Source organism: Yoonia sp. (genome assembly GCF_046292185.1).
Taxonomy (GTDB): domain Bacteria; phylum Pseudomonadota; class Alphaproteobacteria; order Rhodobacterales; family Rhodobacteraceae; genus Yoonia.
On record NZ_JBKBQY010000086.1, the window covers coordinates 1 to 14369 of the forward strand.

A 14369-nucleotide genomic window follows, 5' to 3' on the forward strand; every position below is an offset into this window, starting at 1 on the left:
TGCGCGCGCGCGAAGCGCTGACCACCAAGGGGATCTGGCAAGAGATGCAGCCTGTCATGGTTCTGGGTGAAAATGTCAGTCAGGCTGCGCAATTCGCCTTGTCCGGGAATGCCGAGGGAGGAATTATCGCCTATTCGCTCGCGCTTGCGCCGGAAATCGCCCCGCGCGGCAGCTATGCGCTGATCCCGCAGGACTGGCATGAACCCCTACGCCAGCGCATGGCGCTGTTGAAAGGGGCAGGCGAGGTCGCAGAGGCATTTTATGCCTATATTAACGCTCCTGCCGCCCGCGCGATCATGGCGCGTTACGGGTTTGATCTGCCCGCGGGCGATTGATGGACTGGACCGCGCTTTGGCTGTCGATGCGGCTGGCGGGATGGACGGTGGCCATTCTCTTGCCAGTGGCGATCATCATGGGGCGCTTTCTGGCGTTTCGCCGGTTTCGCGGCAAGGGTCTGGTCGAGGCATTAGTGATGCTGCCGCTGGTCTTGCCGCCCACCGTGTTCGGATTCTATCTTCTGGTGTCGTTCGGGCGCAATTCGCCCATCGGTGATTTGTGGCAGACCTTATTCGGTCAGCAGCTGGTATTCAGCTTTCAAGGGCTGGTGGTTGCTTCTGTCATCTTTAACCTACCATTCGCGATCCAGCCCGCGCAACGCGGGTTCGAGGCGATCAGCGCGGATTTGCGCGAAGCCGCATCCTGCTGCGGGATGTCGCCGTGGCGCAGCCTGTGGCAGGTGGAACTGCCACTGGCCTGGCCTGGTGTTGTGACGGCGATGGTGCTGACCTTTGCGCATACTTTGGGTGAATTCGGGATTGTCCTGATGGTGGGCGGGTCAATCCCGGGGGAAACACGCACGATTGCCATTTCTATCTATGACCGCGTACAGGCGTTTGACGACGCTGGTGCCGCGATCATGTCGGCGGTGCTGGTGGCGTTTTCATTGTTCACCATCGCAGTCACATTCTGGCTGTCGGCACGTGTCGGCAAGAGGCTGTCGTGATGACGCTGAAGGTGATGGCAAAGGCTGACGGCCCCATTCCTCTGGATGTGGCATTTCACGTGGCGCCAGCGCAATTGCTGGCTCTGGTGGGACATTCGGGGTCAGGCAAGACGACATTGCTGCGCAGCATCGCCGGGTTGTGGGAGCCGCAGACAGCGCGCGTGGTCGTGGGCGGTGAAACCTGGCTGGATACCGACAAAGGGGTGAATATCCCCGCATATCGCCGCCGTGTCGGGATGGTATTTCAGAATTATGCGCTGTTCCCGCATATGTCGGCTGTCCAAAATGTGCTGGTCGCCATGGACAGGCCTGACAAGGCAGAGGCAAGGCGCGTGCTGGATCTGGTGAATCTGCACGATCTGGCGGATCGCAGGCCAGCGCAATTGTCCGGCGGCCAACAACAGCGTGTTGCCGTCGCGCGCGCACTGGCCCGTCGCCCGCAGGTGTTGCTGCTGGACGAGCCTTTTTCGGCAGTCGACCGTGCGACGCGGGAAAACCTGTATCGTGAAATCATCGCCCTGCGCGCGCATCTGGCCATGCCGGTCGTGCTGGTGACGCATGATATGAACGAGGCGCAATTGCTGGCCGACCAGATCGTGCTGATCGACAAAGGGCGCGTCCTGCGCCATGGCAGCACGGCAGAGGTGATGGCAGACCCGGTCGCATTGCGCGCGATGGGTATCCGCGAACTGGCCACGATGTTGCCTGCCAAAATCGTCGCGCATGATGCGGATGGGTTGACCCGGCTGGAATGCGCGGCGGGACCTTTGTTTCTGCCGCTGATCGACGGTAATCCGGGCGCCCTGGTCCGGGTGCGGATCTTGGCGCATGACGTGATCCTGTCGCGCGCGCGGCCAGAAGGGCTGTCGGCACAGAATATTCTTGCCGGGACCGTCGCACGTATCGTTGCCGGCCAGGGGCCTGCGATGTTGGTACATATCAGTATCGGTCAGCATGAGATCATCGCGCGGATCACCCGGCGTGCGGCGGATCAGATGGCGCTGTCGCCCGGTGATCAGGTCCATGCCATCCTGAAATCCATGAGCGTTGCGCGCGATCACATCGCGCGGTGATGGCTGTGTGCCACGTGGCCGGCGTGGGTCAGCGAATGTGGCACCTCTTGCCCGTGGCGCACCATCAATGCGGCATCCGACAAGATCATACGCGCGGGTCCATCTGCCACGATGCGGCCCGCATCGATCAGGATCACCCGGGGGCAAAGTTCCAGCACCAGTTCAAGATCGTGGCTGGCGATCAGCAGGGCCTGATCCATCTGGTGCAAAAGATCGATCAATCTGCGCCGGTTGCGCAGATCAAGGGCGGCAGATGGTTCATCCAGCAACAAGGCCCGTGGTTCCATCACCAGCACGCCCGCCAGACAGGCCAGCCGCTTTTCGCCGCCTGACAGGTGATGCACGGGCCGGTGGGCCAATGCGGTGATGCCGACGCGGTCGAGCGCCGTTGCAACAGCCGTGTCCAACGCGGACCCTGTCAGCCCGATGTTGCGCGCGCCAAAAGCCACGTCCTCGGCCACGGTGGGGCTGAAAAGCTGATCCTCTGCCTGTTGGAACACGAAGCCCAGACCGGGGTGAAACCCGCCCGCTGCCAGGGTGACGCCGTCCATCCGGATATCGCCGGCCGTGGAGTGTGTCACGCCGGTCATGCACAGCATCAGGCTGGTTTTTCCCGCGCCATTAGGTCCGATCAGGCCCACGCGCTCGCCTATCGTCAGTTGCAGGTTGATATCCTGCAGGACCTGTTGCCCGCCGGGGCGGGTCAGGCTGAGGTTGTTAGTCTGCAATAGCGGCGTGGTCATGCCAGATGCTCTATCATCAGCAGGCAGGCGGCAAGAGCGAACAGGACGGCGAGCGCGACCTTGTCGGACAGCGACGTCGGTGCAGGATCTGGGGATGCCGCACCCGCCGCTCCGTGTCCGCGCAGTATCATGGCGTGGTAGACCCGTTCGGCACGGGCATGGCTGCGCAGCAACAGGCTGGCCAGAATCCAGCCGGTGCTGCGGAACTGGACGTACCAGCGGCCTTGTCCCCCGCGCAGACGCATCGCGGTCTGCATGCGGGCCATATCTTGGCGCAGATCAGCGATGTGGCGCAGGGTCAGCAGCGACATATCAACCAGCAACGCAGGCATACGCAGCCCGCGCAGGGCATTGATCAGCTGGGACGGGGCAACTGGGGTCAGAAAGATGACGAGCAGCGAAAAGATGCACAGGAACCGCAGTGCGATGCCGGTGGCGGCGGACAGACCTTCGCTGCGTAGGGTCAGGGCCCCCAGAGTGGCCAACGCCGTGTCGCCGCTGGTGAAGGGGATCACCGTGACCAGCCCGGCAACCACAAGACCTGGCAGGCGCAAGGCGCGCAAAAGCCGGGCAGGGGGAAGTTTCGTGGCCCAGATCAGGAACAGGGTCAGCAGGCTCATCAGCGACAGTGCCGCAGCGCCGTGCAGCGCCGAGAAGGTGAAGGCCAGCACGAAGACCGCCACGATCCGCAATCGCGGGTCACTGATCGGGTCAACGCGCAATGATCATCTCGGGGCTGGTGCGACGCAGAAAGGTCAGCACGGTAGCAACGATCATCCCTTCGGCCAGCGCAAGTGGCACGTGGGCGATGGCAAGCGCCAGGATCGCTGCGCGCTCGGCTTGCGCGTCCAGATGTGCGGGTAAACCTGCCAGCAGGAAGCCCGTGAACAATCCCACTGCCGCCAGCACGGCCCCTGCGCCGGTGCTGAAGGAGACCAGGGTGCGTACGAGCGGATGCGCGACACGTCCCAAGACCCGTGTCAGCCCGAAGGCTGCGAGTGCAGGCAATCCAAGGATGATGCCGTTCACCCCTAGCGTCGTCAGACCGCCATGTCCGAACATGATGGCCTGAAATGCAAGACCGATCATGATTGCGGGCACGGCGTACCAACCCAGCATCGCACCCATCAGCCCGGTCAGCGTCAGATGCACGCTGCTGGGGGGTACAGGGATATGGATCAGCGAGGCGGCAAAAAAGGCGGCCGTCATCATGGAGGCGCGCGGCAGACCTGCGCGCGGGTCCGGCTGCGCGGCGATACGGTTCAGGCAGATGGCCGTCATGCCCGCCGCACAGGCCCAGCCCCCCAGTGTCAGCCCAAGCGGCAGTATTCCGTCCGGAATATGCATCAGGCGGGTTTGCCCGCATGCGCACGCCGGAAATAAAGCGCTGTGCCGACGGCACCCCAGAGCACACACGCCAGCATCAGTAGCCGCTGCGCCCAGGTCAGGCCGGCGCTTGCCGTGATGGCGGTGATTGCCATCGCGGTACCTTCGGTCGACAGTTCGACATAGCCCATGGCGCCGTGCCCGGCCTGCCGGACCTGTATTGCCCAGCGGCCCGCGCGATCATCGGGGGTAAAGAGGAATTGTCCCTCTGCATCAGTTTGACCGACGAGCCAGGGTTGCGTGAGGGCGTCGGGGGCAAAGACGGCAACTTGTGCATCTGCCATAGGTTCGCCGGTGTCATAGCGGGCGTGGATGCCCACGGCGTCCACCGCCGCGACATCGACAAAGGCACCGTGTGCCATTGCCGGGCCAGCCAGCAGAAAGCTGATCAGCCCTGCAAACAGCGATTTAGCGATAGCTGACAGCACAATGCCCCTCGCCGACGTGGCCGATATGCAGGCCGGACAGGGCGATCTCTTGTGTGCCGCCTGCGCCGAAGGCGTCAAAGCCCAAAGCATGACTGTTCATATGACCTGATGCATCCCTGTCTGCCCGCCCGAATACATGATCCAGATGGAAGGTCAGTTCAAGGTCAGCCTCTGCCCCCGGGGTCACAAGACCCTTGCGCGTATCGCCTACAAATTCGCCGCAGGTGTAATCGTGGGTGTCGGCGCTGGTAAGCGTGAAGTCCACCGTTTCGCCATCGCGTGTTGCGGTGCCGACAAAGACAATCGATTGGCCCACCCAGTCGCCCGCCGCGGCAGGGACAACGGACCAGGTGACCGCGTTGTAATGCCCTTGCGGGGCGGTGACGCTGGCGATTCGGACGCGGCCATCCGTGTCGGTGTCGGTCAGGTCGATGGTAATCTGGTCGGCGTCGTCAAAGGATGCGGTGACGCTGGCTTCGGGCACACCACCGGCCTCGGCGTCATAGGGCGGGTCGGTCTGCAGTGCAGCAACGCCCGATAGCGTGACGAAGATGTGATCGAACCGTAATTCCCAGCCATCGCGGGTCAGTTCTGGGGCCAAGAAACCTTCGGTGGCAAGTTCCTCACCATTTGCGAACAGGATCAGCGTGCCTTCGGCAGCAGCGCTGGTAGCGATGACACCAGCGAATAGGGTCGATGACACAAGGCGAGGCAAGGGCATGGGCAGTTCCTTTGGCGTAGTATGAAAATTTTATAAATTTTGCATACGCAGCGCGGCACCGGGTGTCAACATGCCCTTGTCGGTCAGACGGTTTCCGGCTCGGGATATTGCCCCAGCATGGCCAGTGATTCGTCCAGATCCTGCTGCGGAATGTCGCGGGCGATGATCACAATCCGGCTGGTCTGGTCGCCCTCTGGCCAGTTGGTCAGCGGCTGCGGTGGTTCATAGATATGCTGGACACCGTGGAAAACAAAGGGCGTCGGCAGGTCCTTGATATGCACGATGCCTTTCATCCGCAAAATATCCTGTCCGCGCAACGCGACTAGCGTATCAAGCCAGAGGTCGAACACCTCTGGCGCGATCGGGGTGGTCAGCGTGACCGAGGCGGTGGTGATCCGGTCATCACTGGCATGATGCGACAAAGGGGTGATCTGCGCCTTGGGCTGCGGCAGCCCGGACAGGCCCGCCAATGGGTCGGGGGCCGGGGCGGCAGAGAGCCAGTCAAGCGCAGCGCCATGCGCCATCGGGCGGCGCATCGCGCTGAGGCCGAATAATACGCCCGTCGGTACCACGCCATTATCGGCGATGATCCGCTTCGCGCCGGGGTTCAGCCGGTCCAGCCTGTGTTCCAGCCGTTGCAATGTAATGTCATCGGCCAGATCGCGCTTGGTCAGCACGATCCGGTCGGCCATGGCGACTTGGGCCTGCGCTTCGGCGTGGCGGTCCAATGTGGACAGGCCTAGCACGACATCCACCGCCGTGACGATCCCGTCGAGTACGAAATCCGGGGCGAGCACGGGATCAACCAGCAAAGTGTGATGGATCGGGCCGGGGTCGGCCAGCCCGGTGGTTTCGATCACCACCCGGTCAAAGCGCAATTCGCCCATCGCGCGGCGCACCAGCAGGCGGGACATGGTCTTGGCCAGATCGCCCCGGATCGTACAGCAGATGCAGCCAGCGGGCATCAGCACGACATCTTCGGCGGCGCTTTCGATCAAGTCATGGTCCAGCCCGGCCTCGCCGAATTCGTTGACGATGACGGCGACACGGCCTGCGGCGGGATCATGCAACAGCCGGTTCAGCAGCGTGGTCTTGCCCGCGCCCAGAAAGCCGGTCAGCAAAGTCACAGGAATGGGATTGGTCATGGCGGGCTCCGGGTTGTGCGTGAGATGATCCTGTGTTTGTTATGTTATAACACCGACAGAAACAAGGCGCCGATGTCCCCTCCTGCCTGTACACAGTCCCCGCGCCTTGCAGCGCTGATGCGGCAAAAGACCGTCAAGCTTTGGCATATCCAGCGCGTCAGGCGGCTGGTCCGCGACAAGGTGCAGCTGGGAGCGCATTGTCTGATCAATGTGACCGAGATCATGTGCACTGACCCCGACTGCCCCGGGCCGGCCACCCAGATCACCGTGACGGGATTCGACCTGGTCCGCCGCATTTTTGTCATCCATCGACCCGCCGCCGCGATTACGGCGGCGGATCTGGATTGTCTTATTGGCTGAAGGTCAGCTCGTATTCGTCTTCGTAAAAGGTGTGGACCGACACGAAGGGACTGTCCCCGTCATTTTCGAATACATAGATATGCAGCGCATCGTTGTTCATGGTGATCCGGCAGAACACATCGCCGATCGCCAGATCTGGGGGGCAGGCGTCCATGTCGATATGTGGCACGGAGGATTCGAAATCCGCATAGGTCAGGCTGGGATGGTCATGGGCTGCGGCGGGCATGCCAAACAGAACTGCCGTGGCAATCATCACTGATCGAAACATCTTTGGGGTCCTTTCGTCGCTGGCGCGGGTTGGGCGACAGCCGTGTTAAAATACGGCGGGCGATGAACTGACCGGTCCAGCAGCATTTCTGTCAGCCCTTGGTCCAGATCGCAGCCTTGGCAGGTCGCATCATTCTGCCCGCTCAGCAGGTCGGTCAGAAAATCATGCAAACGATCCGGCATTCATCACTCCGCTTTTCTAGGTGGGATGCCTTGCGTGGTCAGGGAATGCGTTGCCCGGCTGGGTAACGCTATCCTGACAAAAACAATCGGATATGTAAAGCGCGGAGTTATTGTGAATTTGTTTCATAAACTTCTTGCCCAACATGAATTTGTGAACTGAAAGTCTTTCGACTAGACCTATTCTTGGCACGTTGAGGTGCCTTTCGCCGTTTGATCGGAGCGTTATGTCTACTATTCTGCCCAAATCCCCTGTCTTTGACCGTATTGCGGCCGCCGCTGCTGACCGTATCCTGATTATGGATGGCGCAATGGGCACGCAAATTCAGGCCCTTGGCTTTGGTGAGGGTGATTTCACCGCCCATGGCGCGGGCTGCGCCTGTCATCCGCGGATTTTCGGCGACAAGCCTCTGCCGCAGCAAGGCAACAATGACCTGCTGATCCTGACCCAGCCGCAGGCGATTGAGGATATCCACTATGCTTACGCCAAGGCAGGGGCGGATATTGTGGAAACCAATACGTTTTCATCGACCACGATTGCGCAGGCTGACTACGGGCTAGAACATCTGGTCTATGACCTGAATTTCAACGGCGCGCGATTGGTGCGCCAGGCGATGGATCGCGCCACGGCGGAGGATGGGCGCGAACGTTTCGTCGCAGGCGCGCTGGGGCCAACGAACCGCACGGCGTCGATGTCGCCGGATGTGAATAACCCCGGCTACCGCGCTGTGACCTTTGATCAGCTGCGCGCGGCTTATGCCGAACAGCTGCGCGGGTTGATCGACGGCGGTGCCGATCTGATCTTGATCGAGACGATTTTCGACACGCTCAATGCCAAGGCCGCGATTTTTGCCTGTGAGGAGATTTTCGCCGCCAATGGCCTGCGCCTGCCAGTGATGATTTCCGGCACGATCACCGACCGTTCCGGGCGGACGCTTTCCGGCCAGACGCCGACCGCATTCTGGCACGCCGTGCGCCATGCTGATCCGCTGACCATCGGGCTGAACTGCGCGCTGGGTGCGGCGGAAATGCGCGCGCATCTGGCGGAACTGTCGGCCACCGCCGATACGCTGATCTGCGCCTATCCCAATGCAGGCCTGCCCAATGAATTCGGCGAATATGATGAAAGCCCGGAATTCATGGCCGAACAGATCGGTGAATTTGCCAAAGCGGGGCTGGTCAATATCGTCGGCGGTTGCTGTGGATCGACGCCGGAACATATCCGCGCGATCGCTGATGCCGTGGCGGGCTATAAACCGCGCCTTATCCCCGAACACACACCCTTGATGCGGCTGTCGGGGCTGGAGCCGTTCACCCTGACGCCTGACATTCCATTCGTGAATGTGGGTGAAAGGACCAATGTCACCGGGTCGGCCCGGTTCCGCAAGCTGATCACCAACCGCGATTATGCGGCGGCGGTCGATGTCGCGCGCGATCAGGTCGAAAACGGTGCGCAGATCATTGACGTGAACATGGATGAAGGCCTGATCGACAGCAAGCAGGCGATGATCGAATTCCTGAACCTGATCGCGGCGGAACCTGACATCGCCCGCGTGCCGGTCATGATCGACAGTTCCAAATGGGAGGTGATCGAGGCGGGCCTGCAATGCGTGCAAGGCAAATCCATCGTCAATTCGATCAGCATGAAGGAAGGCGAAGAAGCGTTTCTGCATCAGGCCCGCCTGTGTCGCGCTTATGGTGCCGCTGTCGTCGTCATGGCCTTTGACGAAGACGGCCAGGCCGATACCGAGGATCGCAAGGTCGAGATTTGCACCCGCGCCTATAAGCTTCTGACCGAACAGGTTGGCTTCCCGCCGGAAGATATCATCTTTGACCCCAATGTATTCGCCGTGGCGACGGGGATCGAGGAACACGACAATTACGGCGTCGATTTCATCAATGCCACCCGCCGGATCATCGCCGACCTGCCGCATGTTCATGTGTCTGGCGGCGTGTCAAACCTGTCATTCAGTTTCCGTGGCAACGAACCGGTGCGCGAGGCGATGCATGCCGTGTTCCTTTACCATGCGATTCAGGTCGGCATGGATATGGGGATCGTCAACGCCGGGCAATTGGCGGTGTACGACAGCATCGACCCCGATCTGCGCGAGGCTTGTGAGGATGTGGTGCTGAACCGCACACCGGAAGCGACCGAAAACATGCTGGTGATTGCCGAACGGTTCAAATCCACCGGCGCGCGCGAGGCCAAGGAGCGTGATCTGGCGTGGCGCGACTGGAGTGTTGAAAAGCGGCTGGAACATGCGCTGGTCAACGGGATCACCGAATTCATCGACGCCGATACAGAAGAGGCCCGTTTGCAGGCGGAGCGCCCGCTGCATGTGATCGAAGGGCCGCTGATGGCGGGGATGAACGTGGTGGGCGATCTGTTCGGCGCGGGCAAGATGTTCCTGCCGCAGGTCGTGAAATCCGCGCGCGTGATGAAACAGGCTGTCGCGGTGCTGCTGCCCTATATGGAAGAGGAAAAGCGCCTGAAAGGTGGCACCGGGCGCGAAAGTGCGGGCAAGGTGCTGATGGCCACGGTCAAAGGCGATGTGCATGATATCGGCAAGAATATCGTCGGCGTCGTGCTGGCCTGCAATAATTACGATATCATTGACCTTGGCGTGATGGTGCCGGTTGCCAAGATTTTGGAGGTCGCGAAGGAAGAAGATGTCGATATCATCGGATTGTCCGGGCTGATTACCCCGTCGCTGGACGAAATGGTCCATGTCGCCGCCGAAATGGAACGCGCGGGCCTTGATATCCCGCTGCTGATTGGTGGGGCGACCACCAGTCGCGTGCATACGGCGGTAAAGATCCACCCCAATTACGCGCGCGGGCAAGCGGTTTATGTCACCGACGCCAGCCGGGCTGTGGGGGTGGTGTCGGCCTTGTTGTCGCCAGAGCAGAAGATCGGCTATGTCGATGGCATCCGCGCCGAATATGAAAAGGTTGCCGAGAACCATGCGCGGTCGGAACTGGCCAAGAAACGCATGCCGCTGCCTGCAGCGCGCGCCAATGCGCTGAAAATCGACTGGCAGGATTATCACGTGCCTGCGCCATCATTCCTGGGCACCAAGATATATGAAGACTGGGATCTGGCGGAACTTGCGCGTTATATCGACTGGACGCCGTTTTTCCGGACTTGGGAATTGAAGGGGATTTACCCCAAGATCCTGCAGGACGAAAAACAGGGCGAGGCGGCGCGCGCGCTGTTCGCCGATGCGCAGGCGATGCTGGCGCAGATCATTGATGAAAAATGGTTCCGTCCGCGCGCTGTGGTGGGCTTCTGGCCTGCCAATACGGTGGGTGATGATATCAAGCTGTTCGCTGATGATACGCGCAACGCCGATCTGGCGACACTGCATACATTGCGACAGCAGGTCAGCAAACGTGACGGTCGCCCCAATGTCGCCTTGGCTGATTTCGTGGCCCCCATCGGTACGCCTGATTATGTCGGTGGTTTCGTTGTTACGGCCGGGATCGAGGAGATCGCCCTGTCGGAAAGGTTTGAATGCGCCAATGACGATTTCAACGCGATTCTGGTCAAGGCGTTGGCTGACCGCTTTGCCGAGGCTTTTGCCGAACGGATGCATGAATTGGTCCGCCGCGAATTATGGGGCTATGCGCCGGATGAAGCTTTGGCACCGACAGAGCTGATCGGCGAGCCTTACCGCGGTATTCGTCCTGCACCCGGCTATCCCGCCCAGCCGGACCACACCGAGAAAACCACCTTATTCCGGTTGCTGGATGCGGAGGTTGCGACTGGTGTGACCCTGACCGAAAGTATGGCGATGTGGCCGGGATCATCGGTGTCGGGGCTTTATATCGGACATCCTGACGCCTATTACTTTGGTGTTGCCAAGGTCGAACAGGATCAGGTGCAGGATTACGCCGCGCGCCAGGATATGCCGGTGGCCGAGGTTGAACGCTGGCTGGGGCCGATTCTAAACTATGTGCCGCAACGCAAAGCAGGGCTGGCGGCGGAATAGGGGACCCCGCCCGCGTTGATCGTGCAAGACGGGGCGCTGCCCCGGACCCCGAAGTATTTGCGGAAATAAAAAGGGGGGCGTCGTGGGGGCCTTATTGATATCTTCCCCGCGGGGAAGGTCGGGGATGCCTGTCATGGCTGGTTTGTACATCAATAGCCGAGGCGGATTGACGGCATGTGAACGGCCCGCGCGCGACGCAACACAAGGGCAGGATGTTGCGGGACAGCGCCGGACCATCCTGCCGCTGGCAAGTCATTTGGAAACGCGAAAGCGGACCAGCATTATATATCGACGGTGACGCGCCCCAGCGGATTGGAGCAACAGGCGAGGATATAGCCATCGGCGATATCTTCGTCCGATATACCGCCATTATGGACCATATGCACCTCGCCCGCGGTTTTCCTGATCTTGCAGGTGCCGCACAGGCCGAAAGTGCAGCCTGACGGGATATTCAGCCCGTTGGCGCGGGCGACGGACAGCACGGTATCTGTCTCGGTGCATTTCGCCATCACGCCCGATGTGGCAAAGGTAATCTGCGCCCCGGTATCGGCATCGGGGGTGATATCGTTGATTTCCGGCGCGTCGGCGGCTTTTTCCACCGGTGCCTGAAAGCTTTCCTGATGATAGCGGTCCATATCAAACCCCAGCGCGTTCAGCATATCGCGCACCGCCTGCATGAAAGGTTCGGGGCCGCAGCAGAACACCTCGCGGTCCAGATAATCGGGGGCCATCAGCCCCAGCATGATCTGGTTCAGCCGCCCGTGATAGCCATGCCAGACGCGGAACGGATCTGGTTCCTTGACTGTATAACGCAGTTGCAGCCCCGGCACCCGGTTGGCGAACTGGTCGAGCCTTTCGCGAAAGATAATCTCGGACGGGCGGTGCGCGGCATGGACAAAGACGATATCGGGCATTTCGCCGCTGTCCCAGGCCCAGGTGGTCATCGACATCATCGGCGTGATGCCGGAGCCTGCCGAGATGAACAGGTATTTGTCGGCGGGCGCGCGGTGGAAGCTGAAAATGCCCGCCGGGCCGAATGCCTTGATCTTCATCCCCGGGCGCAGATTGTCCAGCATCCAGCGGGTGCCGATGCTATCTTTTTGCGCCTTGACCGTGACCGAGATCGACAACGGCCGCGACGGGCTGGACGATATTGTATAGGTCCGCTGCACAGATTGACCCGGCACAGGCAGGTCCAGCGTCAGGAACTGGCCCGGCTGATAGTCGAACCATGCCCCTGACGGCGCGCGAAAAGCGAAAGTGGTGACATCCTTTGCCTCGGGGATGACCATGACGCATTCGAGCCATTCATCATCGCGCCAGGCGGCGGTGCTGCTGATCCTTGTCCGGGTGGCCATGGATTATTCCGCCGCGATCGCGGGCTGCGGTGTCAGCCGTTTTGTCATCAGGCCCGCATACCAATCGACGAACTGAATAACGCCTTCTTCCTGTATCGGGGAATAGGGGCCGGGTTCATAGGCGGGGGACAGGATGCCTTTCTGGTTTTCTTCGACGACCTGCCGGTCTTCGTCATTGGTGTTCAGCCAGACCTCTGTCAGGGTTTTCAGATCGTAATCCACGCCTTCCACCGCGTCTTTATGGACCAGCCATGTTGTCGTCACCTCGGTCTGGGTCGCCGAGATCGGCAGCACGCGGAAGGTGATCGCATGATCGCCCAGGAAATGGTTCCAGGTGTTGGGATAGTGATAGAACAGCAAAGTGCCCGCATCATTGAACGGCATCGCCCCCATGCGTCTGGCCACTGCCGCCTTGGTCGACATTGTATAGCTTTCGGCATTGTTCAGCAGCGGCACGCGCGCCAGCCGCCATTGCATGTCGGGGGCATGGGTAAAGCGTGACGGCAGGCCTGCCGCCTCGCATCTTGTCCAATGGGTCAGGATTTCGGCGCTGGCCTCGTCGGGGCCGGACATGGCGGCGAATTTGGGATTATCAGAAAACGTCCGGCACAGCGACGGATGCGATCCGGAACAATGATAACATTCGCGGTTATTCTCGATCACCAGTTTCCAATTGCCGTTTTCCACGATGGTGGAACTATGGGCGACTTTGGCATCTTTCAGTCCTGAAGGGGCCAGGAAAGAGGTGAGTTGCTTGGCGAGGTCCGCGATCGGCGGCGGCACCTGCGCCAGACAGATAAACACCATCCCGCCGAGATCGACACAATGCACCTTTTTCAGGCCATGCGCGGTGGGATCAAACCCGTCACCCATATCGCGGGCATAGAGCAGCTTGCCATCCAGCCCATAGGTCCATTGATGATAAGGACAGACCAGATTGGGCGTCGATCCGGTTGTTGTTGCGCAAAGCCGCTGCCCGCGATGCCGGCAGACATTGTGAAAGGCGCGCACCGTTCCATCATTGCTGCGTACAATCACGACAGGATAAGCCCCGATCTGGATCGTCGCGAAACTGCCGGGCTTTGGCAGGACCGGCGCGGGCAGGGCGAAAAGCCATTCGCGATAAAAAATCTGGTCGAGGTCGGCCTGATAGACGCCCTCATCACAATACAGGTCGCGGTCCAGCGCATGATTGGCGCGGCGGGCCGTCAGAGTGTCGCGCAGCTGGGCTTGGGTGAGCATGGGTCCTCGCTTTGCGCATGTCTTGCGCGGATGGGAGTGAAATGCCACGCGTCGTGGCAGGGGTGAGGTGACATTAGCTGCGGCGCAGCGCTGCAACCGCCGAAATACGACCTAAGGCTAACGATGCGCGCCGCGCTGTGCTGCAGCATTTCGGATTCGGACGGGCAGGGTGGACGATTCCACGCAGATTCGCCTGCGGGTATTCTGTGGCGGCGTGATTCTGCAGGTGCAGCATGTGTGTGGCGCGTAATTTGCTACTATATATAGTGCACGACAGGCCTTGTTTTTATGCCAATCGCAAAGCGAGGCTGCGCCGACAGAAAAAATGCTGCCGAAGTTACAAATTCTTCAAAAAGGGGGTTGCGGCCTTGGTGTAGTAACCGTAGAACCCCCCTCACCGGCGGCGCAGAGATGCAGACGACGGGGCGCTGGACGGGACGGACGGTCGGAAACGACGGGAAGTTTGGGAAG

Annotated in this window: 15 protein-coding genes; 5 read left to right on the forward strand and 10 right to left on the reverse strand. The window is 60.7% G+C overall.

What is annotated here, in order from left to right; translation table 11 throughout:
* From modA to modC, 3 genes are all read left to right on the forward strand, one after another.
* Nucleotides 1–335: molybdate ABC transporter substrate-binding protein (gene modA / locus ACK4TM_RS13925; protein ID WP_409702281.1), on the forward strand; the 335-nt coding region annotated here is incomplete at its 5' end.
* Nucleotides 335–1003, forward strand: a complete 669-nt coding sequence (gene modB / locus ACK4TM_RS13930) for a molybdate ABC transporter permease subunit (RefSeq protein ID WP_409702283.1) — start codon at nt 335–337, stop codon at nt 1001–1003. The genes modA and modB, both read left to right, overlap by 1 nt.
* Complete coding sequence (gene modC, locus ACK4TM_RS13935; protein WP_409702285.1) at nt 1003–2076, forward strand: molybdenum ABC transporter ATP-binding protein; 1074 nt, start codon at nt 1003–1005, stop codon at nt 2074–2076. Before modB ends, modC begins: the two co-directional genes overlap by 1 nt.
* Here the strand turns inward: modC and ACK4TM_RS13940 are convergent.
* The 6 genes from ACK4TM_RS13940 to ACK4TM_RS13965 all read right to left on the reverse strand — a co-directional run bounded on the left by ACK4TM_RS13940 (nt 2061) and on the right by ACK4TM_RS13965 (nt 6499).
* A complete protein-coding gene (locus ACK4TM_RS13940; protein WP_409702287.1) occupies nt 2061–2819 on the reverse strand; it encodes an energy-coupling factor ABC transporter ATP-binding protein in 759 nt (252 codons plus the stop codon). The genes modC and ACK4TM_RS13940 overlap by 16 nt on opposite strands.
* The gene (cbiQ, locus tag ACK4TM_RS13945) at nt 2816–3541 is read right to left on the reverse strand and encodes a cobalt ECF transporter T component CbiQ (protein WP_409702289.1); all 726 of its coding nucleotides are present in this window, start codon (nt 3539–3541) and stop codon (nt 2816–2818) included. The genes ACK4TM_RS13940 and cbiQ overlap by 4 nt, the downstream gene beginning before the upstream one ends.
* Nucleotides 3531–4166, reverse strand: a complete 636-nt coding sequence (gene cbiM, locus ACK4TM_RS13950) for a cobalt transporter CbiM (protein WP_409702291.1) — start codon at nt 4164–4166, stop codon at nt 3531–3533. The genes cbiQ and cbiM overlap by 11 nt, the downstream gene beginning before the upstream one ends.
* Nucleotides 4166–4633, reverse strand: a complete 468-nt coding sequence (locus ACK4TM_RS13955) for a carboxypeptidase regulatory-like domain-containing protein (RefSeq protein ID WP_409702293.1) — start codon at nt 4631–4633, stop codon at nt 4166–4168. Before ACK4TM_RS13955 ends, cbiM begins: the two co-directional genes overlap by 1 nt.
* Nucleotides 4614–5354: a hypothetical protein gene (locus tag ACK4TM_RS13960; RefSeq protein ID WP_409702295.1), complete on the reverse strand. Its 741-nt coding sequence runs from the start codon at nt 5352–5354 to the stop codon at nt 4614–4616. Before ACK4TM_RS13960 ends, ACK4TM_RS13955 begins: the two co-directional genes overlap by 20 nt.
* An 83-nt stretch (nt 5355–5437) precedes the next feature.
* Nucleotides 5438–6499, reverse strand: a complete 1062-nt coding sequence (locus ACK4TM_RS13965; RefSeq protein WP_409702297.1) for a CobW family GTP-binding protein — start codon at nt 6497–6499, stop codon at nt 5438–5440.
* A 117-nt stretch (nt 6500–6616) separates the two neighbouring features.
* On the opposite strand from ACK4TM_RS13965, the gene ACK4TM_RS13970 reads away from it, so the two are divergent.
* Nucleotides 6617–6859, forward strand: a complete 243-nt coding sequence (locus tag ACK4TM_RS13970) for a hypothetical protein (RefSeq protein WP_409702299.1) — start codon at nt 6617–6619, stop codon at nt 6857–6859.
* Here the strand turns inward: ACK4TM_RS13970 and ACK4TM_RS13975 are convergent.
* Both ACK4TM_RS13975 and ACK4TM_RS13980 read right to left on the reverse strand, forming a co-directional pair.
* Entirely contained in the window at nt 6849–7127 is a 279-nt protein-coding gene (locus tag ACK4TM_RS13975) for a hypothetical protein (protein WP_409702301.1), read from the reverse strand. The genes ACK4TM_RS13970 and ACK4TM_RS13975 overlap by 11 nt on opposite strands.
* A complete protein-coding gene (locus ACK4TM_RS13980) occupies nt 7112–7309 on the reverse strand; it encodes a hypothetical protein (RefSeq protein ID WP_409702303.1) in 198 nt (65 codons plus the stop codon). The genes ACK4TM_RS13975 and ACK4TM_RS13980 overlap by 16 nt, the downstream gene beginning before the upstream one ends.
* Nucleotides 7310–7533: 224 nt before the next feature.
* Between ACK4TM_RS13980 and metH the strand changes: the two genes are divergently transcribed.
* A complete protein-coding gene (gene metH, locus ACK4TM_RS13985) occupies nt 7534–11298 on the forward strand; it encodes a methionine synthase (protein ID WP_409702305.1) in 3765 nt (1254 codons plus the stop codon).
* A gap of 281 nt (nt 11299–11579) precedes the next feature.
* Here metH and ACK4TM_RS13990 read toward each other — a convergent pair whose 3' ends face one another.
* The gene (locus ACK4TM_RS13990; protein WP_409702307.1) at nt 11580–12656 is read right to left on the reverse strand and encodes a 2Fe-2S iron-sulfur cluster-binding protein; all 1077 of its coding nucleotides are present in this window, start codon (nt 12654–12656) and stop codon (nt 11580–11582) included.
* Between the two features lie 3 nt (nt 12657–12659).
* A complete protein-coding gene (locus ACK4TM_RS13995; protein ID WP_409702309.1) occupies nt 12660–13898 on the reverse strand; it encodes an aromatic ring-hydroxylating oxygenase subunit alpha in 1239 nt (412 codons plus the stop codon).
* Nucleotides 13899–14369 lie beyond the last annotated feature (471 nt).